Origin of the sequence: Clostridium rectalis, from assembly GCF_900626095.1 — a bacterium.
GTDB lineage: Bacteria > Bacillota > Clostridia > Clostridiales > Clostridiaceae > Clostridium_AS > Clostridium_AS rectalis.
The window spans coordinates 108,104-132,916 of record NZ_UYZZ01000005.1 but is presented as its reverse complement, the minus strand read 5'-3'; the positions used below and the strand labels follow the sequence as shown (position 1 = coordinate 132,916).

The 24,813-nt window shown below is 28.2% G+C and carries 27 protein-coding genes; 25 read left to right on the top strand and 2 right to left on the bottom strand.

Translation table 11 applies throughout. The annotated features are described in order from the left end of the window. Nucleotides 1-4: 4 nt before the first annotated feature. A complete protein-coding gene (locus EJL03_RS09650) occupies nucleotides 5-1,222 on the bottom strand; it encodes a nucleotidyltransferase (RefSeq protein ID WP_125153771.1) in 1,218 nt (405 codons plus the stop codon). Between the two features lie 254 nt (nucleotides 1,223-1,476). Here EJL03_RS09650 and pta point away from each other — a divergent pair, with 254 nt between their 5' ends. The 22 genes from pta to EJL03_RS09540 all read left to right on the top strand — a co-directional run bounded on the left by pta (nucleotide 1,477) and on the right by EJL03_RS09540 (nucleotide 19,367). Next, nucleotides 1,477-2,475, top strand: a complete 999-nt coding sequence (gene pta / locus EJL03_RS09645; protein ID WP_125153770.1) for a phosphate acetyltransferase — start codon at nucleotides 1,477-1,479, stop codon at nucleotides 2,473-2,475. 103 nt (nucleotides 2,476-2,578) lie between these two features. After that, the gene (locus EJL03_RS09640; protein WP_125153769.1) at nucleotides 2,579-3,778 is read left to right on the top strand and encodes an acetate kinase; all 1,200 of its coding nucleotides are present in this window, start codon (nucleotides 2,579-2,581) and stop codon (nucleotides 3,776-3,778) included. Nucleotides 3,779-3,874: 96 nt separating this feature from the next. Beyond that, nucleotides 3,875-4,375, top strand: a complete 501-nt coding sequence (locus EJL03_RS09635) for a YceD family protein (RefSeq protein ID WP_125153768.1) — start codon at nucleotides 3,875-3,877, stop codon at nucleotides 4,373-4,375. 13 nt (nucleotides 4,376-4,388) lie between these two features. Beyond that, complete coding sequence (gene rpmF, locus EJL03_RS09630) at nucleotides 4,389-4,571, top strand: 50S ribosomal protein L32 (RefSeq protein ID WP_125153767.1); 183 nt, start codon at nucleotides 4,389-4,391, stop codon at nucleotides 4,569-4,571. 104 nt (nucleotides 4,572-4,675) lie between these two features. Further along, nucleotides 4,676-5,677, top strand: coding sequence for a phosphate acyltransferase PlsX (gene plsX / locus EJL03_RS09625; protein ID WP_125153766.1), 1,002 nt, complete (start codon nucleotides 4,676-4,678; stop codon nucleotides 5,675-5,677). A 66-nt stretch (nucleotides 5,678-5,743) separates the two neighbouring features. After that, nucleotides 5,744-5,977, top strand: coding sequence for an acyl carrier protein (gene acpP / locus EJL03_RS09620; protein ID WP_125153765.1), 234 nt, complete (start codon nucleotides 5,744-5,746; stop codon nucleotides 5,975-5,977). 109 nt (nucleotides 5,978-6,086) lie between these two features. Further along, entirely contained in the window at nucleotides 6,087-6,788 is a 702-nt protein-coding gene (gene rnc, locus EJL03_RS09615) for a ribonuclease III (protein WP_125153764.1), read from the top strand. Further along, nucleotides 6,781-7,872, top strand: a complete 1,092-nt coding sequence (locus EJL03_RS09610) for an elongator complex protein 3 (protein WP_125153763.1) — start codon at nucleotides 6,781-6,783, stop codon at nucleotides 7,870-7,872. Before rnc ends, EJL03_RS09610 begins: the two co-directional genes overlap by 8 nt. A 109-nt stretch (nucleotides 7,873-7,981) precedes the next feature. Beyond that, the gene (locus tag EJL03_RS09605; RefSeq protein ID WP_125153762.1) at nucleotides 7,982-8,242 is read left to right on the top strand and encodes a stage V sporulation protein S; all 261 of its coding nucleotides are present in this window, start codon (nucleotides 7,982-7,984) and stop codon (nucleotides 8,240-8,242) included. Between the two features lie 131 nt (nucleotides 8,243-8,373). Next, complete coding sequence (locus EJL03_RS09600) at nucleotides 8,374-8,472, top strand: DUF4044 domain-containing protein (protein ID WP_125153761.1); 99 nt, start codon at nucleotides 8,374-8,376, stop codon at nucleotides 8,470-8,472. A 15-nt stretch (nucleotides 8,473-8,487) separates the two neighbouring features. Beyond that, complete coding sequence (gene smc, locus EJL03_RS09595) at nucleotides 8,488-12,048, top strand: chromosome segregation protein SMC (RefSeq protein ID WP_125153760.1); 3,561 nt, start codon at nucleotides 8,488-8,490, stop codon at nucleotides 12,046-12,048. 13 nt (nucleotides 12,049-12,061) lie between these two features. Then, entirely contained in the window at nucleotides 12,062-12,973 is a 912-nt protein-coding gene (gene ftsY, locus EJL03_RS09590; RefSeq protein ID WP_125153759.1) for a signal recognition particle-docking protein FtsY, read from the top strand. A gap of 118 nt (nucleotides 12,974-13,091) precedes the next feature. Further along, nucleotides 13,092-13,439: a putative DNA-binding protein gene (locus EJL03_RS09585; protein ID WP_125153758.1), complete on the top strand. Its 348-nt coding sequence runs from the start codon at nucleotides 13,092-13,094 to the stop codon at nucleotides 13,437-13,439. A 10-nt stretch (nucleotides 13,440-13,449) separates the two neighbouring features. Next, a complete protein-coding gene (ffh, locus tag EJL03_RS09580; protein WP_125153757.1) occupies nucleotides 13,450-14,805 on the top strand; it encodes a signal recognition particle protein in 1,356 nt (451 codons plus the stop codon). Nucleotides 14,806-14,838: 33 nt separating this feature from the next. After that, on the top strand, nucleotides 14,839-15,096 hold the full coding sequence (gene rpsP, locus EJL03_RS09575; RefSeq protein ID WP_125153756.1) for a 30S ribosomal protein S16: 258 nt from the start codon (nucleotides 14,839-14,841) through the stop codon (nucleotides 15,094-15,096). Between the two features lie 16 nt (nucleotides 15,097-15,112). Continuing rightward, nucleotides 15,113-15,340, top strand: coding sequence for a KH domain-containing protein (locus EJL03_RS09570; protein ID WP_125153755.1), 228 nt, complete (start codon nucleotides 15,113-15,115; stop codon nucleotides 15,338-15,340). A gap of 52 nt (nucleotides 15,341-15,392) precedes the next feature. Then, on the top strand, nucleotides 15,393-15,890 hold the full coding sequence (gene rimM, locus EJL03_RS09565; RefSeq protein ID WP_125153754.1) for a ribosome maturation factor RimM: 498 nt from the start codon (nucleotides 15,393-15,395) through the stop codon (nucleotides 15,888-15,890). Continuing rightward, complete coding sequence (trmD, locus tag EJL03_RS09560; RefSeq protein WP_125153753.1) at nucleotides 15,875-16,603, top strand: tRNA (guanosine(37)-N1)-methyltransferase TrmD; 729 nt, start codon at nucleotides 15,875-15,877, stop codon at nucleotides 16,601-16,603. Before rimM ends, trmD begins: the two co-directional genes overlap by 16 nt. Before the next feature lie 126 nt (nucleotides 16,604-16,729). Beyond that, a complete protein-coding gene (gene rplS, locus EJL03_RS09555; protein WP_125153752.1) occupies nucleotides 16,730-17,077 on the top strand; it encodes a 50S ribosomal protein L19 in 348 nt (115 codons plus the stop codon). A 54-nt stretch (nucleotides 17,078-17,131) separates the two neighbouring features. Continuing rightward, nucleotides 17,132-17,659 (top strand): signal peptidase I, encoded by a 528-nt coding sequence (lepB, locus tag EJL03_RS09550; RefSeq protein ID WP_125153751.1) that lies wholly within the window; start codon nucleotides 17,132-17,134, stop codon nucleotides 17,657-17,659. Between the two features lie 14 nt (nucleotides 17,660-17,673). Beyond that, nucleotides 17,674-18,516: a ribosome biogenesis GTPase YlqF gene (gene ylqF, locus EJL03_RS09545; RefSeq protein ID WP_125153750.1), complete on the top strand. Its 843-nt coding sequence runs from the start codon at nucleotides 17,674-17,676 to the stop codon at nucleotides 18,514-18,516. 26 nt (nucleotides 18,517-18,542) lie between these two features. Then, complete coding sequence (locus EJL03_RS09540; RefSeq protein WP_125153749.1) at nucleotides 18,543-19,367, top strand: ribonuclease HII; 825 nt, start codon at nucleotides 18,543-18,545, stop codon at nucleotides 19,365-19,367. Here EJL03_RS09540 and EJL03_RS09535 read toward each other — a convergent pair whose 3' ends face one another. Beyond that, nucleotides 19,368-19,730: a YraN family protein gene (locus EJL03_RS09535; RefSeq protein WP_125153748.1), complete on the bottom strand. Its 363-nt coding sequence runs from the start codon at nucleotides 19,728-19,730 to the stop codon at nucleotides 19,368-19,370. 164 nt (nucleotides 19,731-19,894) lie between these two features. Here EJL03_RS09535 and EJL03_RS09530 point away from each other — a divergent pair, with 164 nt between their 5' ends. From EJL03_RS09530 to topA, 3 genes are all read left to right on the top strand, one after another. Beyond that, nucleotides 19,895-21,409, top strand: a complete 1,515-nt coding sequence (locus tag EJL03_RS09530; RefSeq protein ID WP_125153747.1) for a YifB family Mg chelatase-like AAA ATPase — start codon at nucleotides 19,895-19,897, stop codon at nucleotides 21,407-21,409. Between the two features lie 13 nt (nucleotides 21,410-21,422). Then, a complete protein-coding gene (gene dprA / locus EJL03_RS09525) occupies nucleotides 21,423-22,511 on the top strand; it encodes a DNA-processing protein DprA (RefSeq protein ID WP_125153746.1) in 1,089 nt (362 codons plus the stop codon). Nucleotides 22,512-22,632: 121 nt separating this feature from the next. Then, nucleotides 22,633-24,723 (top strand): type I DNA topoisomerase, encoded by a 2,091-nt coding sequence (gene topA, locus EJL03_RS09520; protein WP_125153745.1) that lies wholly within the window; start codon nucleotides 22,633-22,635, stop codon nucleotides 24,721-24,723. Nucleotides 24,724-24,813: the final 90 nt, after the last annotated feature.

Here is a 24,813-nt window from a genome sequence, read left to right as displayed (position 1 = left end):
TTTATTACTTTAATATTATAGGTTTTTGTTTAAAGTCAGAAAGTGGGTCTATACTTTTATTTAGTAAACTATAACATTTTGTGCTTTGTATATCTAAATTTAAAGTGGAGCTTACATCTTTAGGAAGTTTGGTGTAAATAGGAATAGAAGATTTTTTTTTCATCTCTTTAAGTAAATTACTTCCCTTTTTATTAAAACCTAATATTCGTGCATAAGGACATGGCATTTGTCTTAAAGTAAAAGTATCATAAATATCAAAATTCAAAAAGTATTGGCATAATAACCTGCTTATGCGTGTATATGTATATCTCTTAGTTTTTATAGCCTTTGTTAGCTCATCTAGAGAGTTACAATATAGAAGGTTTTTATATATTCTGTTATGAAGCCCTTCTGATACATCTGGAAGATTTTCTATGGTTTTGATTCCCGATAAATATTTATATTTTATATATTTAAACATGTTATCTTGAAAAACAAATTTATAATTATTATTTTTAAGATTTAATAACATATTTAAAATATTTTCTGGGATATATTTTTCTATTTTCTTTATAGAAGAATCCGTTTTTAGTGAATGCCTAATAGAGGTTGCGCTTGAAAATTCTTCCTCTAAGCTCTTCGAATTGTAAGAGCTTCCACATCTTTTTATGGTGAAACTTTTAATTTTACTATTTAATTTAAATAAATTTTTTATATATTCTATACCTAAAATATTGTTAGATTGACATAAAACGTTGTTAAAGTGCAGACAATATTTCGTTTTATTTAAAGAATATTCTTTCAAAGCAGCAGATCTTGCAGAAGGATAAGTGTATCCCTCCTTTAAATATTTTTTTAGTGATTCTTTATACTCCATTGGTTCTTCTATTAATATTTTTGCTATTTCATTTAGCTCATTTATATCACCAGACTCACTTCCAAAACATATATTGTCTACTATTCCTAAATTGTTTAATAAACTAATAGCTCCAAATGCAAAAAATTCAGCAGAAGATAAGCTATACACGGTAGGCAGCTCTATTACTAAATCCACACCGTTTAAAAGAGCCATTTGGGCTCTAGTCCATTTATCTACTAATGTAGGTATTCCTCTTTGTGCAAAGTTACCACTCATAATTACTATAACTGCTTCAGAAGCACATATTTTTTTTGTGTTTGTAACATGATATAGATGACCTTTATGAAATGGATTGTATTCTGCAATTATACCTGTAACTTTCAAAATATTACCTCCTTAATGTAATGGATATTTAAGTATATCTATTATAAACTAAAGTATATTATATATAAACATTGACAATAATTTAACACATAATTTTAAAAATATTATACTTTTTTTAAAAATTTCTGTCAATAATATGTATATGAGAATTAAATATTGATAAATTTTTTTAAGAATACACTTGAAAATCATGTATAAAAAGTCTTATATTATATATGTGTGTAGCAACAAAATAACCGAAGGGAGAATTTAACATGAAATTAATGGAACAAATTTGGGAAAAGGCAAAATCAAATAAAAAAAGAATTGTACTTGCTGAAGGTGAAGAGGAAAGAAATATAAAGGCCTGTGAAATGATTTTAAGAAATGGGCTTGCAGATATAATACTTGTAGGAAATAAGGAGAGCATTCTTAATAAGGCTAAATCTTTAAAAGTTTCATTAGAAGGAGCAGAAATTATTGATCCACAAACATCAGATAAGACTGCTTCTTATGCAGAAAAGCTTTATGAATTAAGAAAAAACAAGGGAATGACACTTGAAAAGGCAGAAAAGGTAATTAGAGATGAGCTATATTTTGGAACTATGATGGTGAAAGAAAATGATGCAGATGGAATGGTTTCTGGTGCAATACATACTACAGGGGACCTTTTAAGACCAGGACTTCAAATAGTAAAAACTGCCCCTGGAGCATCAGTTGTATCAAGTTTCTTTATTATGTTAGTACCAGAATCAAGCTATGGAGAAGATGGATTATTATTATTCTCAGATTGTGCAGTAAATCCAAATCCAACTTCAGAACAGTTAGCCTCAATAGCAATATCTACTGCTGAAACAGCAAAGGGATTATGTAATTTGGATCCAAAAGTGGCTATGCTATCTTTTTCAACAATGGGAAGCGCAAGTCATGAATTAGTAGAAAAGGTTACTACAGCAACAAAACTGGCAAAGGAAATGAGAGCAGATTTAGATATAGATGGAGAATTACAATTAGATGCTGCTATTGTAGAAAAGGTTGCTAATTTAAAAGCTCCTAATAGTAACGTAGCAGGGAAAGCCAATGTTTTAATATTCCCAGATTTACAAGCTGGAAATATAGGATATAAATTAGTTCAAAGATTTGCTAATGCTGAAGCTATAGGACCTATAACTCAAGGATTTGCAAAACCAATAAATGATTTGTCAAGAGGGTGTAGTCCTGAAGATATAGTTAATGTTGTAGCTGTAACAGCAGTTCAAGCTCAATCAAATTAAAATATAAATACACGGGAATATAGTAAGAAAAAATTGAAAAATATTTTTTTACTATATTCTATTGAATTATTAATATACATATGTTTTGGAAGGGAGAATATAAATGAAAATACTTGTAATAAATTGTGGAAGTTCATCATTAAAATATCAATTAATAGATATGGGAAATGAAAACGCATTAGCGAAAGGATTAGTTGAAAGAATAGGAATAGAGGGATCAATACTTACTCAGAAAGCCAATGAAGAAAAATATGTTATTGAACAACCAATGAAAGATCATAAAGATGCTATAAAATTAGTGTTAGAAGCATTAAAGGATGATAAACATGGTGTTATAACTGATATGTCAGAAATATCAGCAGTTGGACATAGAGTTGTACATGGTGGAGAAAAATATGCACAGTCTGTTCTAATAGACGATGAAGTAATGAAATCATTAGAAGATTGTATAAAGCTAGCTCCATTACATAACCCACCAAATATTATAGGTATAAATGCATGTAAGGCTTTAATGCCTAATACTCCAATGGTAGCTGTATTTGACACTGCATTTCATCAGACTATACCAGAGTATGCATATATTTACCCATTACCATATGAACTTTATAAAAATTACGGAATAAGAAAATATGGTTTCCATGGAACATCACATAGATATGTGTCTCAGGTGGCTGCAAATATGATGGGTAAGAATGTAAAAGATTTAAAAATAATTACTTGTCATTTAGGAAATGGCGCTAGTATATGTGCTGTAGATGGTGGAAAATCAGTAGAAACCAGTATGGGATTTACTCCACTTGAAGGTATTGCGATGGGAACAAGATCAGGAAATATTGATCCTGCTATAATTACTTTCTTAATGAAAGAATTAAATCTAAATATCGATGAAATCAATAATTTATTAAATAAAAAATCAGGTGTATATGGAATATCAGGAGTTAGCAGTGATTTTAGAGATATTGAAAATGCAGCTGAAAAAGGACAACATAGATCTGAACTTGCGTTAGAAATATTCCATTATAAAGTAAAAAGATGTATAGGTTCTTATGCTGCAGCTATGGGTGGAGTGGATTGTGTTGTATTTACAGCTGGCCTTGGAGAAAATGCAGCAGATAGCAGAACAGAAATATGCAAAGGGTTAGAATTCTTAGGAATTAATATAGATGAAAAGAAGAATAATGAGGGCAGAGGATTTGCAAAAGTTATTAGTACTGATGATTCTAATGTTAAAGTATTTGTAATACCAACAGATGAAGAACTTATGATAGCAAGGGATACAAAAGAAATTACAGAAAATAGATAATAAATTTTTCATGTTTTAACAAAATATAAATAAAACTTGACTTTTAATCATCATCTTTATATAATAAATTGTGGCTAATGCGTTGAGGTGATTAATATGAAAATTGATGTGTCAGATATATTGAAGAAGAAAATATTTAAAAAAAATCTAGATGTAAATTTAAAAGAAGATGGATTTTATGATGGTATAGAATACATTAATTTTATAGGACCTATTAAATTTAATGGAAAATTAAGATTAATAGATGATATACTACACCTTGAAGGGACTGCCATTTTAACAGTTGAACTTGTTTGTTCAAGATGTTTAGAGAAATTTTCTACAAATGTAGAACTTGACATTTATGAAAAATTCTCAAATAATGTAGTTAATAAAGATGATGATTGCATCTTTATAAATAGTGATGAAATAAACATCACAGAGGTTATAGAATATAACCTTATTGAAATGTTACCGATTAAAAGGCTTTGCAAGGAAGATTGTTCGGGTTTATGCTCTCAATGTGGTATTAACCTTAATAATTCAACTTGTGATTGTAAAAAAGAACATATAGATCCAAGATTAGCAAAGCTTAAAGATTTGTTTACATCTAACTAAGGAGGTGTTGACTGTGGGAAATCCAGCAAGAAAGTCTTCAAAGGCTAGAAGAGATTCAAGAAGAGCTCAAACTTTCAAATTAAGCTTACCAGGAATGGTAGAATGTCCTCAGTGTCATGAAATGAAACTTGCTCATAGAGTTTGTAAAAACTGTGGAGCTTATAAGGGTAAAGAAGTTGTAGCATCTGAAAAATAAGAAAGTCTTTTGACTTTCTTTTTTTAATAATCAATTGAAGATTATTAAAAAATAGTGTAGGAAAAAGTATTTAATCTTCTATTTTAGGAAGGAAGTGAACTACATTGATAATTGCAGTGGATGGAATGGGAGGAGACTTAGCTCCAGTAGAAGTTGTAGCTGGATGCGTAGAGGCAATACAAGAATTTAGTGATTTATTTATTATTATTACAGGCAAAGAAAAATTAATAAATAATGAGTTAAGCAAATATACATATGATAAGAGAAAAATATCCATAATAAATGCAGAGGATATTATATCTCCAAATGACCCACCGGTTATGGCAATAAGAAGAAAAAAAGATTCTAGTTTAAGTAAAGCTTTAATGTTAGTTAAAAATAAAGAGGCAGATGCAGTAATTTCTGGAGGAAGTACAGGAGCTTTTATGGCAGGAGCTTTATTTATTATAGGAAGAATCAAGGGAATTGACAGGCCGGCTTTAGCACCTATTATGCCCGGTAAAAATTCACCATTTATGGTTGTAGATGTAGGAGCAAATGCTGAGTGTAAACCCAAAAATTTAGTTCAATTTGCGCTTATGGGAAAGGTATATTTCGAAAAAATATTGAATATACATAATCCATCAGTAGGTCTTATAAATATTGGAACTGAAGAAGAAAAGGGAAATGAACTTACTAAAAATACATACCATCTTTTAAAAGAAGCCAATTTAAATTTTGTTGGGAATGTAGAACCAAGGGAAATACCAGCTGGGAATGTAAATGTTTTAGTTTGTGATGGTTTTACAGGTAATACAGTATTAAAAATGTATGAAGGTACTGCTTTTAATTTATTTGATATAATAAAAGGTGAAATAATGAGTTCATTTTTGGGAAAATTAGGAGGGGTACTTTTAAAACCTACTTTTAAAAATATAAAGAAAAAATTTGATTATAAAGAATATGGAGGGGCAGCTTTTTTAGGCGTAGAAGGAATATGCGTTAAAGCTCATGGGAGTTCTGATAAAAAAGCATTTAGAAATGCAATAAGGCAGTGTATAAATTTTCATAATGGCAATATTATTAATAATATTAAAGAGGAACTAATAAAAATAAATGATAATTAATAATATTGACGCTATGAATATTATATAATATTATCTAAGTATAAGATTTTTGTGGAGGTGAAAATTATGGCATTTAATAAAGTTAAAGATATAATTTCAGAACAGTTAGGCTTAGACCCAGAAGAAATATCAATGGAATCTTCATTTATAGATGATTTAGGAGCAGATTCTCTTGACATTGTTGAATTAATAATGGCGTTGGAAACTGAATTTGATTTAGAAATACCAGATGAAGATGCTGAAAAGATATCCACAGTAGGAGATGTAGTAGAATACATAAAATCTCATACTGAAGAATAGTTTCAAAAGTCCCGTTATAAATACGGGACTTTATATTTATTAAGTTTATTCTTGAATTTACTAGTTTTAGCAAACTGAAGAATAAACTTTTAGAAGGAGTTTAGAATATATGGAAAATAAGTATAATATTTCAGAGTTAGAAAATAAATTAGGCATAGAATTTAAAAATATGGATTTAATATCTACAGCAATTACTCATAGTTCTTATGCAAACGAAAAGAAAAATATAAAATATAATGAAAGATTAGAGTTTTTAGGAGACTCTGTATTACAACTTGTGATTACAGAGTACTTATTTAAAAATTATAAAAATAAAAGTGAAGGGGAGCTTTCAAAAAAAAGAGCATTAATTGTATGTGAAAGTTCTTTGTTTGAGGTATCTAAAAAATGGGATCTTGGACAATATATAAACATGAGCAAAGGTGAAGAGTTAACAGGGGGAAGATATAGAATGTCTATACTTTCTGATTGTGTAGAAGCTATAATAGCCGCCATATATTTAGACAGAGGTTTTAAATGTGCTAAAACATTCATATTACATAACTTTGAAGACATAATTTTTAAAGCTATGAGAAATGAGATAGTAATGGATTATAAAACCAAACTCCAAGAAAAGCTTCAGATACATGGAGAAGTAAATATAACTTATGATTTATTAAAATATGAAGGACCTCCTCATAGAAGAAAATTTTATACTGAAGTTAATATTAATGATGAAGTTCTTGGTGAAGGAATGGGATATAGTAAAAAAGAAGCAGAACAAAATGCTGCTAAAGAAGCTGTAAGAAAATTGGAGGGTAAAAATGAGTAAATCACATTATATAATACCTATTTTTGTACCTCATGAGGGTTGCCCACACAATTGTGTGTTTTGCAATCAAAATGCTATAACTGGTAGTAAAAATATAGTTAATTACAAATATACTAAAGGTATAATAGAGAATTATTTAAAAACTATAAAGATAGTTAGGGATACTACCATAGAGGTTTCTTTTTTTGGCGGTACATTTACAGCTATTCCAATGGAAAAACAAAATGAATTATTAAGTGTAGCAAAGGAATATAAAAAGAATGGGAGAATTAATTATATAAGGTTGTCTACTAGACCGGATTACATTAACCATGATATACTTATGAATCTAAAAAAATATTCAGTGGATATAATAGAATTAGGTATACAATCCTTGGATGAAGAAGTTTTAATTAAATCTGGTAGAGGACATAGGGCTGAAGATGTAAAAAGGGCATCTCAACTAATAAAAGATTATGGTTTTTTATTAGGTCATCAAATAATGCTTGGACTACCTGGAGATAATTTTAAAAAAGATATAGAAACTACAGAAAAGATTATTAAAATGGCCCCTGAAATTTGTAGAATTTATCCTTCCCTAGTAGTTAAAAACACTCCCATGGAGAATATGTTTTTATCTAAGAAGTATAAGCCATACTCTTTAGAGGAAGCGGTAAAAATAACTAAAATAGTATATGGTATGCTCTTAGCTAATAATATAAAAGTTATACGAGTAGGATTACAGCCTACAGAAGAGATTAATTTAGGGAAGGAAGTTGTGGCTGGACCTTTCCATGCAGCATTTAGAGAATTAGTAGATAGTAGTATATTAAATGATATTTTATTTGAACAATTAGTAAATGAGGAGAATAAATATATAACTATTGAAATAAACAGTAAGGATATTTCTAAGTTATATTCAGATAAAAAGAGATTTTTTAGTGACACTATATCTAAATTAAATACATCAAGAGTCAATGTAATACAAAATAGAAGCATTAATTCAGGTGATATAATAATAAAGACAGATAAAAAATGCAAAAAAATCTCGATAAGTCAGTATATTTTAAATAAATACAAAGAAGGATATTTTAACCTTTTATAGAATAGATATATTGAATCATATAACATATAATAAACAACATTTAATATACAATATACAAAAATATAATAATAAAAATTATATTTTATGAAGTTATGGGGAGGAGTTATTTATGGAAATATTAAAGGTATCAGCTCAATCAGAACCAAAATCTGTAGCAGGGGCATTAGCTGCTGCCATAAAAGAGAAGTGTAGTGCAGAAGTACAAGCTGTAGGTGCAGGAGCAGTTAATCAAGCAGTGAAAGCTATTGCAATTACCAGAGGTTTTGTAGCACCAAATGGAATTGACTTAGTAGTAGTTCCAGCTTTTTCTGAAGTAAGTATAGAGGGGGAAGAAAGAACTGCTATTAAATTTATAGTAGAACCAAGGTAATTTGAAATAATTATATAAAATAAAAGCCATGTTACTACATGGCTTTTATTTTTACATTGATATTTTTTTTAATATAATATAAACTATTATATTGTTAACGAAAATTTATAATTAGCATTGAGGTGTTTATTATGAGAAAACAACAAAGAGAAAAAATGCAAAAGTTATTAGTATATTTTATATTAATAGTTTTTATAATTGGATTGTTGCCTATGTTATTTGGTAGATAGGGAGAGTTGTAGCATATGTACTTAAAAACTATTGAAATAAGGGGATTCAAATCTTTCGCAAATAAAACAGAGTTAGTATTTAAAAGAGGTGTAACTGCTATAGTTGGTCCTAATGGTAGTGGCAAAAGCAATATTTCTGATGCTATAAGGTGGGTATTGGGAGAACAGAGTATAAAAAGTCTAAGAGGGGGAAAGATGGAAGATGTTATATTTTCAGGAACTCAATTTAGAAAACCTGTAAGTTTAGCTCAAGTTTCATTGACCCTAGATAATACTAAAGGAGATTTACCCATTGAGTATTCTGATATTACTATATCTAGAAGAATATATAGGTCTGGTGAAAGTGAATACTTTATAAATAATACTAAATGTAGACTTAAAGATATCCACGAGTTATTTATGGATACTGGTATAGGCAAGGAAGGATATTCCATAATAGGACAAGGGAAAATAGATGCTATTTTAAGTGGAAAACCTGAAGAAAGAAGAAGTCTATTAGAGGAAGCAGCTGGAATAGTAAAATTTAAAACTCGAAAAGAAGAGGCAGAGAAAAAATTACACAATACAGAAGAAAATCTTGTTAGAATAAATGATATATTAACTACCTATGAAGAAAGACTTGACCCTTTAAGAGAAGAAAGCATAAAAGCAAAACAATTTTTAAAATACAGCGATGAACTTAAGAAAAAGGAGATTAATATAGCTGTACATTTAATAGAAAATATTCAAAACAATATTAATAATGTAGAAATCCAAATAAAGAAATTAAATAATAAAAACTATTGTTTAAATGAAAATAAAATCAAAATGGAAGAAGAATTAGATTTTTTAAATGAAAAATTAACCACTTTAGAAAATAAAATATCTACTGAAAGAAAAGACTACTACAATAAAAAAGAGAAGCAAAACCAAATAATTAGTAATATAAATATATTTTCAGAAAGGATAAAAAATTTCGAAGAGTATATATTTAAAACTTCAAAAGATTTAGATGAAATAAAAGTTAAATTGACTACATTGAAAGCAAACAAACTTTCACAGGAAAAAGAATTACTAGTATACAAAGAACAATTAAAAGAAATTAATGGATTTATTGCTGAACAGGAAAATAAGGTTATCTTATTTAATAATTCCATGGAAGAAAAATTAAATAAGATTAAGAAGCTAAAAGATAATCAAATAGATTATTTAAGTAGTATTTCAAATACTAATAATGAAATATCTATACTTAATAACAATATAAACACATTGAAAATCAAATTAAAGGATGTTAAATCTTCTTGCGAAAGTTATGCAAATTCTTTAAAAATCAATTCTAGTACTTCTGAAATATTAAAAAATGAAATTAGAAAACTAAGAGAAAAAATTCAAGTTTATGAAAATAAGATTAGAGATGATAAAAAACAAATCTTGAGTATAACTTCCCTATTAGAAAGGGATGAAAAAAACTTAAAAGAATTAAATACTATATATAATAAATCAGAAGCAAACTTGAATTTTATTATGAGTCTAGAAAAGAAATATGAAGGTTATAATAAATCAGTAAAAAATCTTATGCAAGATATAGATAATAAAAAAATAGAAAAAGTTTATAATAATGCCTTTGTATTAGGTGAAATTATAACTGTTAAAAAAGAATTAGAGACTTCTATAGAAATTGCGTTAGGGGGAGCAATTTCTGATATAATAACAGAAAATGAAATAATTGCAAAACTGTTGATAAAATACTTAAAAGATAGAAATATGGGGAGAGCAACTTTTCTTCCTCTAAATATAATAAGAGGGAAGAAAAGTTTTATTAACGAAAAAGCAAAAAATACTCACGGATATATAGGTATTGCAAGTGAACTAATACAATATAATCCTAAATTCGCTGCAGCTATAGAATATACACTAGGTAGGACTATAATTTCTAATGATATGGATAGCGCTTTAATTATAGCCAAATTACTTAACTATAGTTATAAAATAGTTACAATTAAAGGAGAAGTTATAAATGTAGGGGGTTCTTTAACTGGAGGAAGTATATTTCATAGTAAAAATACAAGTATTATAGGTAGAAAAAGAGAAATAGAAGAGTTAAAATATAAAATATCAGATATTAAATCTCAAATAGATAGTATTAATAAAAGAATTTATGCCCATAAGACAAATATTAAACTTTTAGATGAGGAATGTTTAAATTTAAAAGATGAAGTTTATTCTGAGAACATCGAAATAACTAAGCTTACAGAAAAACTCTCGGCTATAGGTGAGGATAGTTTTAAATTAAAAAATAAGCTTTATATATCTAATAATGAAATAAAGATAGTACAAAATGATATAGATATAAGTTTAAAAGAAATAGAAGAAAGGGATAAAAGTTTAGAAAAGTTGCAATGTTTTCAAAAGCAAAATGAAAATGATATAAATAATTTAGAAAAATCATTAGAAAGTGGTAAAAATAATATACAATCAATAAGGGATCATCTTACAAAATATAAAATAAAAGAAGCTCAAATAGACGAAGTTGTTGTAAGTAGATTAAAAGATTTAGATAGATTAAATAAAGATATAGAAGAACTTGACAACAAAATTGTAGAGATGGGGAAAAGTATAAAAGATTGGGACGTTAAGAAAAAAAGTAGTTTACAAAATATTTTGGAAAACAAAAATAATAATGATGGAATTACTGAATTTTTAAAGAAACTAGAAGAAAATTTTAAAGAAAATGAAATTGAAATTATAAAAATAAAGGATCAAATAAATATAAATAAGGATAAATTAGAAGAAATATCTATAGTTAAAAATAAACAAGAAAATGAACTACATAGATATGAAATTAACTTGGCTAAATTAGAAGAACAACAAAAGGGACTTTATGATAAATTAAATGATGAAAATGAATTAAATTATGCTCAAGCCATAGACTATAAAGAGCCTATAAGCAATATTGATACATATAAAAAATCTATTGAAATTTTAAAAAACAATATATCTTCCTTAGGATTAGTAAATGTAGCAGCTATCGAAGAATATAAAGAAGTAAAAGAAAAATTTAATTTTATGAATGGACAAAAGGAGGATTTAATTAAAGCAAAAGATGAGCTTTCAAATGTAATATGGGAAATGACTGATAAAATGAAGGTTGTTTTTAAAGAAAATTTCAATAAGTTAAGGCAGTTATTTAATGAAACTTTTAAAGAGCTTTTTAAGGGAGGAAACGCAGATTTAAGATTGTCTTCAGGTGATGAATTAAGTGGAAATATTGATATAGCAGTTCAGCCAGCAGGTAAAAAACTTCAGAATATAAATCTTATGTCTGGAGGAGAGAAGGTTTTATCTGCAATAGCATTACTATTTTCAATATTAAAAATGAAACCTACTCCATTTTGTATATTGGATGAAATTGAAGCAGCATTGGATGATGCTAATGTTTCTAGATATGCTGAGTTTTTAAAAAAATTCTCTACGAATATACAGTTTATCGTAATAACCCATAGGAAGGGCACTATGGAAGCAAGTAATGTATTATATGGAGTAACTATGGAAGAAAAGGGAGTATCTAAAATAGTTTCAGTAGATTTGACTAAATAAGGAGTGAATTTAGATGTTTGGAAATTTTTTTGATAAGTTAAAACAGGGGCTTACTAAGACAAAGGATAATTTTACAGATAAAATAAGTGATATGTTAAAACTTTATGTAACAATTGATGAAGAACTATATGAAGAGTTAGAAGAGATTTTAATAACCTCTGATATTGGAGTAGAAACTTCACTTGATATTATTGATAAGCTTAAAGAGAAAATAAAAGAAGAGAAAATAAAAGATCCAACACAGGTTAAACCATGTTTAAAAGAGGTATTAATAGAAATGCTTGGAGAGAAAAAGAGTACTATTGAACCAGAAAAAACTCCGGAGATTATGTTAATAGTTGGGGTAAATGGAGTAGGTAAGACTACATCTATAGGTAAAGTTAGTGCTAATTTAAAAAATAAGGGATATAAAGTACTTATGGCAGCAGCAGACACTTTTAGAGCAGCGGCAATAGATCAATTAGAAGTATGGAGCAATAGGGCTGAAGTAGACATAGTAAAGCATCAAGAAGGATCTGACCCTGCAGCTGTGATATTTGATGCTATTCAAGCAGCAAAGGCTAGAAATATTGATGTGCTTGTATGCGATACTGCTGGAAGGCTTCATAACAAGAAAAATTTAATGGATGAATTAGGGAAAATAAATAGAGTTATAGAAAGAGAATTTACTTATGCAATAAAACATACTTATTTAGTTTTAGATGCTACTACAGGACAAAATGGGGTAGAACAAGCTAAACAATTTATGGAAGTGTGTAGTATAGATGGTATAATATTAACCAAGCTTGATGGTACTGCAAAAGGTGGAATAGTTATTTCTATAAAAAATCAATTAAATATTCCAGTAAAACTTATAGGGGTTGGTGAAGGCATAGAAGATCTTCAAGAATTTAATCCTAAAGAATTTGTTGAAGCATTATTTTAAAAAAAGTTAAGCTGTTAAGTAAAAATACTTGACAGCCTTTTTTTAGTTTGGTATTATATATTTCGTTAGATAAAAAGAAAAAAGGGGTGAGTTAACAGATATTTGGTTCTGTAGCCCTATGGATAAAAGAATAAAAATGTCATTATTGCTTGATTATTATAATGTGCTTTTAACAGAAAAGCAAAGATATGTTATGAATTTGTATTATAATGAAGATTTTTCATTAGCAGAAATATCAGAACATACTAATACTAGCAGACAAGCAATCTATGATTCAATAAAAAGATGTGATAAACTTTTGCTAGAATATGAAGAAAAATTAAAACTTATGCAGAAAAGTAAGAATACACAAAAGTTTAAGAAGCAGATGATACATGAATTAAATAATATAGAAAAAAATTGTAAAGATAAAAATTGTATTGAAAGTATAGAAAAAATAAGGGATGAACTTATCAATAATATTTAGGAGGATTAATATGGCTTTTGAAGGATTAACCTCTAAGCTTCAAGATACCCTTAAGAAACTTAAAGGTAAGGGGAAACTTACGGAAAAAGATATAAAAGAAGCTATGAGAGAAGTAAAATTGGCACTTTTAGAAGCTGATGTTAACTATAGAATAGTTAAAGATTTTATAAAAAGTGTTAGTGAAAAGTGTATGGGAAAAGAAGTTTTAGAAAGTCTTACTCCAGCTCAACAAGTTATCAAAATAGTTAATGATGAGCTTATACAACTTATGGGAAATGAGGAAAGTACCATTAATTTTACTCAAAATGGTATTACAGTAATAATGTTAGTTGGTCTTCAAGGTGCAGGTAAGACAACTATGGCAGGAAAATTAGCATTACAATTGAGAAAAAACAATAAAAAACCGTTGCTAGTTGCGTGTGATGTATATAGACCAGCAGCTATAAAACAATTACAAGTGGTAGGTAAACAAATAGAAATACCTGTGTTTAGTCTTGGGGATAAGGTTAAGCCAGTGGATATAACTAAAGCTGCTATTAAACATGCTAAAGAAGAGGGACATAATGTAGTTATAGTAGATACAGCTGGAAGATTACATATAGATGAGGAACTTATGAATGAACTTAAAGATGTAAAAGAAGTTGCATCACCAAATGAAATTTTATTAGTAGTTGATTCTATGACTGGTCAGGATGCAGTAAATGTAGCAGAAAGTTTTAATTCACAACTTGATATTACAGGAGTTGTTTTGACTAAGTTAGATGGTGACACGAGGGGTGGAGCTGCTCTGTCAATAAAAGCTATGACCTCTAAGCCAATAAAATATGCTGGTATTGGTGAAAAAATGAGTGATTTAGAAGTTTTCCATCCTGATAGAATGGCTTCTAGAATATTAGGAATGGGAGATGTTTTAACTCTTATAGAAAAGGCTCAACAAGCTATTGATGAAAAAGAAGCTGAAAAAATCAGTAAAAGATTAATAAATCAAGAGTTTAATTTTGAGGACTTTTTAGCAGCCATGCAGCAAATGAAAAAATTAGGACCATTAAATAAAATTATTGAAATGCTTCCAGGTGTAAGTTCAAAAGAACTTAAAGGAGTAGATTTAAATCAAGGAGAAAAAGAATTAAAAAAAATAGAGTCAATCATAAATTCAATGACTGTAAAGGAAAGAAAAAACCCTTCAGTTTTAAGTGGCTCTCCTTCTAGGAAAAAAAGAGTTGCTAATGGATCAGGTACGACTATACAACAAGTGAATAAAGTTTTAAAAGATTATGAAAATATGAAAAAGATGATGAAACAAATGAAGGGAATGCAAAAAAGTTTTTCTAAGAAAAAAGGTTTATTTGGTAAATTACCATTTTAGATAAACACATACTTTTTGAAGGAGGTGAAATACATGGCAGTTAAGATAAGACTAAAAAGAATGGGTGCTAAAAAAGCTCCTTTTTACAGAGTTGTTGTTGCAGATTCAAGATCTCCAAGAGATGGAAGATTTATTGAAGAGATAGGATATTATAATCCAACAACTGAACCAGCTACAGTTAAAATAGATGAAGAAAAAGCTGTAAATTGGGTAAAGAATGGTGCTCAGCCTACAGATAGAGTTAAAAAGCTTTTCGAAAAAACTGGATTAAATGAAAAGCTTGCTAAGTAATACGGGGGTGTAGTACATGAAAGAGTTAGTGGAGATTATAGCTAAGTCACTAGTAGATAACCCTGAAATGGTTCAAGTTAATGAAATTGTTGGAGAACAATCTGTTATACTTGAATTAAAAGTTGCACCAGAAGACATGGGCAAAGTAATAGGAAAACAGGGAAGAATAGCTAAAGCTATTAGAACTGTTGTAAAGGCAGCAGCGATTAAAGAAAACAAAAGAGTTGTTGTAGAAATAATTTAATCTAAAAAGAGTTAGGTGCGCCTAACTCTTTTTTTGAAAAGGAGTATTAAATATGAAAGAAAAGTATTTAAATGTAGGAAAAATTGTAAATACCCATGGTCTTAAAGGGGAAGTTAAAGTTTATTCATTAACAGATAACGTTGAAAGATTTAATGACTTGCATAAAGTTTATATAGATGGTAACGAAGTAACTATATTAGGATGTAAATTTCAAAAAGATAGAGTAATATTAAAAATAGAAGGAATAGATACTATAGAAGAAGCTACAAAATATAAAAATAAGTTTATAAAAGTACCAAGAGAAAATGCTATTAAATTACCAGAAGGTAGATATTTTATATCAGATATAATAGGATGTAATGTATTTGATGAAAATGAACTATATCTTGGGAAAGTAGTAGATGTAATACAAACTAAAAATAATGATGTGTATTGGGTAAAAGGAGAGAAAGAACTCATGATTCCTGTATTAAAGAGTATTGTGGTTGAAATTAATATTAATAAAGAAAAAATAATAATAAAACCAGTGAAGCAATGGCTAGAAGAATAGAAATATTAACGCTTTTCCCTGAAATGTTTAAAATATTCAACCACAGTATTATAGGTAGAGCTATTAACAATAATATAATAGAGCTTAACACTGTTAATATAAGGGATTTCACTTTAAATAAACATAAAAAAGTTGATGATTATCCATATGGTGGAGGAGCAGGCATGGTAATGGCAGCTCAACCTATAGTAGATACTATAACTAATGTACAAAAATATAATAAGGGAAAAGTAATTTTTCTAGGGCCAAGAGGAAAAACATTTAATCAAGAAATAGCTAAAAAACTTTCAAAGGAAAAAGAATTAATTTTTGTATGTGGTCATTATGAAGGTATAGATGAAAGAGTTTATAATTATATAGATATGGAAATTTCTTTAGGTGACTTTATATTGACAGGAGGAGAAATGGCATGTATTCCTATAATAGATAGTATATGTAGGCTTATTCCAGGAGTATTAGGTAGAAGTGAAAGTTTTATGGAAGAATCTTTTTATGATGGACTATTAGAGTATCCTCAATATACAAGACCGGAAGATTTTAGAGGGAGGAAAGTTCCTAAAATACTTTTATCAGGACACCACAAGAATATAGAAAAGTGGAGAAAAACTCAATCTTTAATTATTACTAGAGAAAAAAGATTGGATTTATTTGAAAAATATAATTTAACAGAGGAAGATAAAAAAAATTTATCTGATATAAATAAAAAAAAATAGTTTTATATTGAAAAAAATACACACATATGGTAGAATAAACTTCGTGCTAGTACGGGCGCTCCTCTGTCTTGTACATATAAATCTTGAAGACAAGAACGTCAAATATTCTTAAGGAGGGAATGCACAATGTTAGATATAATAAAAGCAATAGAAGCAGAACAAATTAGAACAGATTTACCAGAATTCAATGTAGGTGATACTGTAAAAGTTTATGTAAGAATCAAAGAAGGTTCAAGAGAAAGAGTTCAGATGTTTGAAGGAACAGTTTTAAAAAGACAAAATGGTGGATTAAGAGAAACATTTACAGTAAGAAGAGTTGCTTCAGGAGTAGGTGTTGAAAGAACATTCCCAGTTAATGTTCCAACAATCGAAAAAATTGAAGTTGTAAGAAAAGGTAAAGTAAGAAGAGCTAAATTATTCTATTTAAGAGATAGAGTAGGTAAAGCTGCAAAAGTTAAAGAATTAATGAGATAAAAAATGGGGCTTTAAAAGTCCCTTTTTTATTATATATTTAGGGTGGGTGATATTATGGTAAAGGAATTAATAGAACTTGGAAAATCGATAATTATAGCTATGGTTGCAGCATTTTTAATTATAACTTTTGTTTTTGAAACAGTAAATGTAGATGGACTATCAATGTATCCAACTCTACACAATAATGACAAACTTATAGTAGAAAAAGTTTCTTATTATTTTAGAAAACCTACTTATGGAGATATAGTTGTAATAAAATATCCTGCTAATCCAAAGGAAAAATTTATTAAAAGGGTTATAGGAACTCCAGGAGATAGAATTAAAATAGAAAATAACAAGCTTTATTTAAATGGTAAAGAATTAACAGAAAATTATATATTTGAACACAGAATGGAAGACTTTAATGAAGTAACGATACCAGATAACACTATATTTGTAATGGGTGATAATAGAAATAATAGTCTTGATAGTAGAGACAGTGAAAAAGTTGGATTTGTTAATTATAATATGGTGGTAGGAAGAGCTACACTTAGAGTATATCCTTTTAAGGATGCAGGAAAAATTAGTTTAAAGGCAAATTAAGAAAGGAAGATAGTATGGCAATAAATTGGTTTCCAGGTCATATGGCAAAAACTAGGAGAGAAATAAAGGAAAATCTTAAATTAGTTGACGTAGTAATAGAAATAAGAGATGCTAGAATTTCAAAATCCAGTGCTAACCCAGACGTGGAAGAAATATGTGGATTAAAGCCTAGAATTATTTTACTAAATAAAAGTGATTTAAGTGAAAAAAACATAACTAATAAATGGATAAAAGAACTTTCTAATGATAAAACAAAAGTCTTATCCGTAAATTGTGTCACAGGGGAAGGAATAAAAAATATAAAACCTGCAATTGATGATTTACTATTAGAGAAACATTCTAGATTAAAAGCAAAGGGATTAGTTAAAATTACAGATAGGGTTATGGTAGTTGGAATTCCTAATGTAGGTAAGTCATCTTTTATAAATAAAATGGCTAAAAATAATATAGCTAAAACTGGGGATAAGCCAGGAGTTACTAAAAGTAAACGTTGGATAAAAACTAAAATAGGTATAGAATTAATGGATACTCCAGGAATACTTTGGCCCAAATTTGAAGATGATTTAGTTGGTTTAAATTTAGCTTTTACAGGAGCTATAAAAGATGAAATAATGGATATAGAAACATTAGCATTAAAACTTGTAGAAAAGTTACAAAATGATTATCCAGAAAACTTAATGCAAAGATATAAATTAAATGATTTAGATGAAAACCCTCTTGTTAACATGGAAAATATAGGTAGGAAAAGAGGGGCGGTTATAGCAAGAGGAGAAATAGATTATAATAGAGTCGCCATTATGTTATTAGATGAATTTAGAGGTGGTAAGATTGGAAATATTTCCCTGGAAAGACCATAATATAACTTTAAAAGAGAGGTGTATTTATGGATATTAACCAATGTTTTCAATTAAAGGATAAAATGACCTATGCTGAATTAAAATCTAAAACAGATATGATAAAGAAACATTATAATAATGAAAATAAAAATACTTTATTAGATATAGCACATTACCTAAATAAAGACAAAAGAAAAAATGTAAAAGGTTTATCAGAAAGTATTATAAAGTTTTTAGACAAATATGAAAAAGAATATAAAAGAGTTAAAACTATGTATGCGTTCGATAAAAGTTTTGGTGAGTTTAAATATATAGCAGGTGTTGATGAAGTTGGTAGAGGACCATTAGCAGGTCCAATAGTAGCTGCTGCTGTTATTTTAGATTTGGATAAATTAACAGATAAAGATTTAATATTTGGAATAAAGGATTCAAAAAAACTTTCGGCAAAGAATAGACAAGAGTTAGCAGAAATAATAAAAAAGAAAGCTATATGCTATAATCTCTGGGCTATAGATAATAAGGGAATAGATTCAAGTGGCATATCTTGGTGTAACAATGAAGTTTTAAAGAATGCTTCTTTAAATTTAAAAATAAAGCCCAACTTTGTTATATCAGACGGTTATGCAATTAGGAATATTGGGATAAAAAATAAATTTATAATAAAAGGAGATGCCAAAAGCGCTAGCATAGCATGTGCATCTATAATAGCTAAAGTATATAGGGATAAACTTATGGAGAAATATTCAAAAGAGTATTCTTATTATGATTTTCAGCATAATTTTGGATATGGTACATCAAAACATATAGATGGTCTCAAAAAGTTTGGTCCCTGTAATATTCACAGAAGAAGTTTTTTAGGAAATATATTATAATTAAAATGCATTTTTTATATGATTAATGGTAAAATCCATTAAGTCTCTATTAAATATTATTTCTATCACATCAAACCTATAGTTAAACTTATGAAATTGATTTTTTAAAATATATACTTGAGCCACTTTACGAATTTTTTGTTGTTTTCTATAGTTTACAGCTTCTCTTGGGGCACCATAAAAATATTGAAGGCGTGCTTTTACCTCTATAAAACATATATAATTATTCTTTTTACTTATAATGTCTATTTCGCCTAATTTGCATTTGAAATTTTTTATAATAATTTTATAATTGTTTTTTAGTAAAAAATCCTCTGCTAGGCTTTCTCCTAGATTACCTATATTTTTATTGTATGAATACATGACCAGTCTCCTTCCTATTATAAATAGCATTATACTATAAAAAAATACATTTATCCATTATTTAACATAAAACAGCCATATATTACTTGATATTTATAGTAATATATGGCTGTTTTATTATAAAAATAAATTTTTGGTCAACAATCTTAGATGAGGTGATTAAATTGTCTATAAAGATTAATACAGCAACTTTTTCGGGTATACAAGGGAATATGATATCAGTAGAAGTAGACATAGGTAGAGGACTTCCTACCTTTAATATAGTTGGAATGGGGGATACTGCTGTTAAAGAATCTAAAGAAAGAGTTAGAGCAGCCATAATAAATTCAGGTTTTCAATTTCCTATAGCAAGAGTCACCATAAACTTAGCACCAGCAGATATTAAAAAAGAGGGGACCTTATTTGATTTACCTATAGCAATCGGAATATTAGCTGCTACAAATCAAATAAGTGATGAAATCTTAGAGGAATATATATTCATGGGCGAACTATCCCTTAATGGAGATTTAAGAAGAATAAGAGGAGCATTACCTACAGTAATAAGTGGGATTAAAAATAATATTTATAAATTCATAATACCTTTTAAAAATAGATGGGAATGTGGAATGTTAAAAGACGTTGATATATTTCCATTAACAAATCTTAAAGAAGTTGTACATTATTTAACATTCAAAGATTTACAACCATATAAATGTGAACTAAGTAATAGTAGTGATGCAAAATATTTAGATTTTGAGGATGTGATAAGTCAAGAAAGTACTAAAAGGGCAATACAAATAGCTGCTGCTGGTAATCATAACATTATACTTTATGGACCACCGGGAACTGGAAAGACAATGCTAGCAGAAAGGGTTCCTAGTGTATTACCAAATTTAAATTATAAAGAAGCTTTAGAATGTACACAAATTTATAGTGTTTCTAATATGTTAGATGAAAACTATGGCATATTTAGTAATAGGCCCTTTAGAAATCCTCATCATACATCAACTAAAATTTCTTTAATTGGGGGAGGAATTAATTTAATGCCTGGAGAAGTTTCCTTAGCACATAATGGAGTTTTATTTTTAGATGAGATATTAGAATTTAATAAAAATGTTTTAGATTCTTTAAGGCAACCCTTAGAAAATAGAACAGTTAAAATATCAAAGGCTTCGGGTACTGTAGAATATCCTTGCAACTTCATGATGATTGGAGCCTTAAATCCATGTCCTTGTGGGAATTATGGTAGTATTCGTGAATGTATCTGTTCAGATTATGAAAGGAAGAGATATATTTCTAGATTATCTAGTGCCTTATTAGATAGAATAGATATATTTTCTCAAGTAGCTGAGATAGAATATAAGGATTTAAAAAATACTAAAAAAGGATATAGCTCAAAACAGATTAAACAAAAAGTTATTAAAGCAAGGAAATTACAGGAAAATAGATTTAAAAATTATAATATAAATACTAATGCACAAATGAATGGTAGTATGTTAAAAAAGTTTTGTGTTCTAGATTTAAACTGTGAAAACTTATTAGAGAAAATGTATAATAAATTCAAATTTAGCACTCGTGTGTATACTAGGATACTAAAAGTGTCAAGAACAATTGCAGATATTGAAGAAAGAGAAAATATAAAAGAAAGTGATTTAATAGAGGCAATGCAATATAGAAAATTTATAGATAAAATAATTTAAAGGAGAGGATCTAATGAGTAAATATGATATATGGTTTTCTTCTGTAAGGCTATCTACAAAAATAAAACTAAAAATATTTAAAAAGTTTAAACATAGTGAAGCAATATGGAAATATTGTATGAGTAAAGAAAAAGCATTTAATGAATTAGAAGATGAAAAACCATTAAAGGATACTTTAATCAAATATTGGAATGAAGAAAAAATAAAATATTATGAACGAATTATTAAAATAAATAGTATAAAGATAGTAAATTATTTCGACGTCCTATATCCTTCTAGATTAAAAGTGTACGAAGATTCACCATGTATACTCTTTTATAGGGGAAATATTGAAAAATTGAATTCTACTAAAACTGTATCTATAGTTGGTTCTAGGAATTCGAGTTTTTATGGAGAAAATGTAACCAATATTTTAGGTAAAGAATTGTCTGAAAGGGGAATATCTATTATAAGTGGTATGGCAAAAGGGATTGATTCTATTGCTCATAATAGCTGTATTAATAATTCGGGTTTTACCTGTGCTGTACTAGGCTGTGGAGTTGATGTAATCTATCCTAAAGCGAATAAAAATTTGTATAATAGAATATGTAATAGTGGATGTGTTTTATCTGAATTTATTCCAACTACAAAACCATATGCATATAATTTTCCTTTGAGAAATAGAATAATAAGCGCCTTAGGAGATTTAGTTATTATTGTAGAGGCCAATAAAAAAAGCGGTTCACTTATAACTGCATCATATGCATTACAGCAGGGAAAAGAAGTAATGGCAGTACCTGGGTCTATACTTTCTAATAGAAGCATAGGAACAAATAATTTGATAAAAGATGGTGCATACCCATTGACAACTATAGAAGATGTGTTTAATATATTAAAAATTGAATATATTTATAAAAATGAAGAAAAAATTTCTTTTTCAAATAACTTAGAAAAGAACATTTATAGCATAATTGGGAGTAATCCTGTGCATATTAACGATATATTAAGAATATGCAATATTGACATAAAACAACTATATGGGGTATTATTTGAATTGCAACTTAAAAATCAAATTACTTGCCTTTCAGGTAATTATTATGTTAGAATTGCAAATAGTGTTTGATGTATTATAAATATAAGTATTTTAATATATTAATAACATAGTATATTTTATATTTATAAATAAATATAAATTTAGATTACTGTATAGGGGGTGTAGACTCTGATATAAATCAGAGAATAAGATGGGACAAAAACTTGTTATTGTTGAATCACCAGCCAAAGCAAAAACTATAGGAAAATATCTTGGTAAAAATTATGTAGTTGAAGCCTCTATGGGACACGTTAGAGATTTACCAAAAAGTCAATTAGGTGTTGATATAGATAATAATTACAATCCTAAATATATAACTATAAGAGGAAAAGGTGAATTATTAGACAAATTAAGAAAACAGGCTAAAAAAAGTGATGAAATTTATTTAGCAACTGACCCTGATAGAGAAGGTGAGGCTATATCATGGCATCTTTTAAATGCTTTGAAAATAGACGAAGATAAAAAATGTAGAATTGAATTTCATGAAATTACTAAAACTGCAATTAAGAGTGCGATTAAAACTCCAAGAGAAATAAACTTGGATTTAGTTAATGCTCAACAGGCAAGAAGAGTATTAGATAGATTAGTTGGTTATGAAATAAGCCCTATACTATGGAAAAAGGTAAAATGGGGGCTTAGTGCAGGAAGAGTACAATCAGTTGCTTTAAAAATGATATGCGATAGAGAAAGAGAAATTGAAAATTTTATTCCAAAGGAGTATTGGTCTATAGAATGCATGCTACATAAAGACAAGGAAAGACGTAATTTTTTAGTGAAATTAGCTTCAAAAAATAATAAAAAAATTGAAATTACAAGTAAAGATGAAAGTGATCTAATAATATCTGAATTAGATGGTAAGGATTATATAGTTAAAAGTGTAAAAAATACACAGAAAAACAAAAATCCATTACCTCCATTTACTACAAGTACTATGCAGCAGGATGCCTATAAAAAGTTAAATTTTTCAACTAAACGAACTATGGCAATATCCCAACAACTCTATGAGGGTATAGATATAAAAGGTCATGGTACTATAGGTTTAATAACTTATATGAGAACAGACTCTGTTAGGGTTTCTAAAGAGGCACAAGACATAGCTCGTAATTTTATTACTAATAAGTATGGAAAAGAGTATTTAACTGAAGAACCGAGACAATTTAAGGGAAAGAAAAATATACAGGACGCCCATGAGGCAATTAGACCTACTAATATAGAAATAACTCCTGAAAATGCTAAAGAAAGTCTAACGGAGGAACAATACAAACTATATACATTAATATGGAATAGATATGTAGCAAGTCAAATGGCTTCTTGTATACTTAGCGTTACATCTGTTCAAATTGTAAATGGTGACTATTTATTTAAAGCCAGTGGATCTACTATTCATTTTGATGGATTTATAAAAGTTTATGAATATGCTACAGAAGATGATAATGAGGACACAAAATTACCCAATTTAGACAATGGTGAAATATTGATTGAAAAATCAATAGATGGCAAGCAACATTTCACTCAACCACCAGCTAGATTTTCTGAAGCGTCTTTAGTTAAAACTCTTGAAGAAAATGGGATAGGAAGACCTAGTACTTATGCTCCTATAATATCAACTCTTTTAGAACGAAAATATATTGAAAGAGAAAAGAAAACATTAAAAGGTTCAGAATTAGGATTTATAGTAAATGATATTCTTTCAGAATATTTTAAACCAATAGTAGATGTAGAATTTACTGCGGATATGGAAAATAAATTGGATAGTGTAGAAGTAGGTAATGAAAACTGGCGTCAGGTTGTAGATGAATTTTTCAGTCCACTTAAGGAATTGATAGATAAGGCAGAAAAAGAAATATCTAAGATTACAATTGAAGATAAAGTAACAGATGTAAAATGTGAGAAATGTGGAAGGAACATGGTTATAAAACATGGACGATTTGGTGACTTTTTAGCTTGTCCTGGTTATCCAGAATGTAAAAATACTAAACCTATAATACAAAAATTAGATGTTAAGTGTCCTAAGTGTAATGGAGATATCCTAGTTAAGAAAAGTAAAAAAGGCAGAAAATTTTATGGGTGTAGTAATTATCCAAATTGTGATTTTGTTAGTTGGTTTGAGCCAGTAAATGATAAATGTGGTATATGTGGAAATTACATGGTTAAAAAATATAGTAAAGCTAAAGGAAATTATTTAGAATGTTCTAATAGTGAATGTAAAAATAGGGTGTATAATACTGAAAAAAGTGAATAAAACTTCACATATTTTAACAAGTTACTTACACAAATTGTAGAACTTAATAGAAAAACTTGTCGAAATATAAGAAATAACATTTTTTTTCTT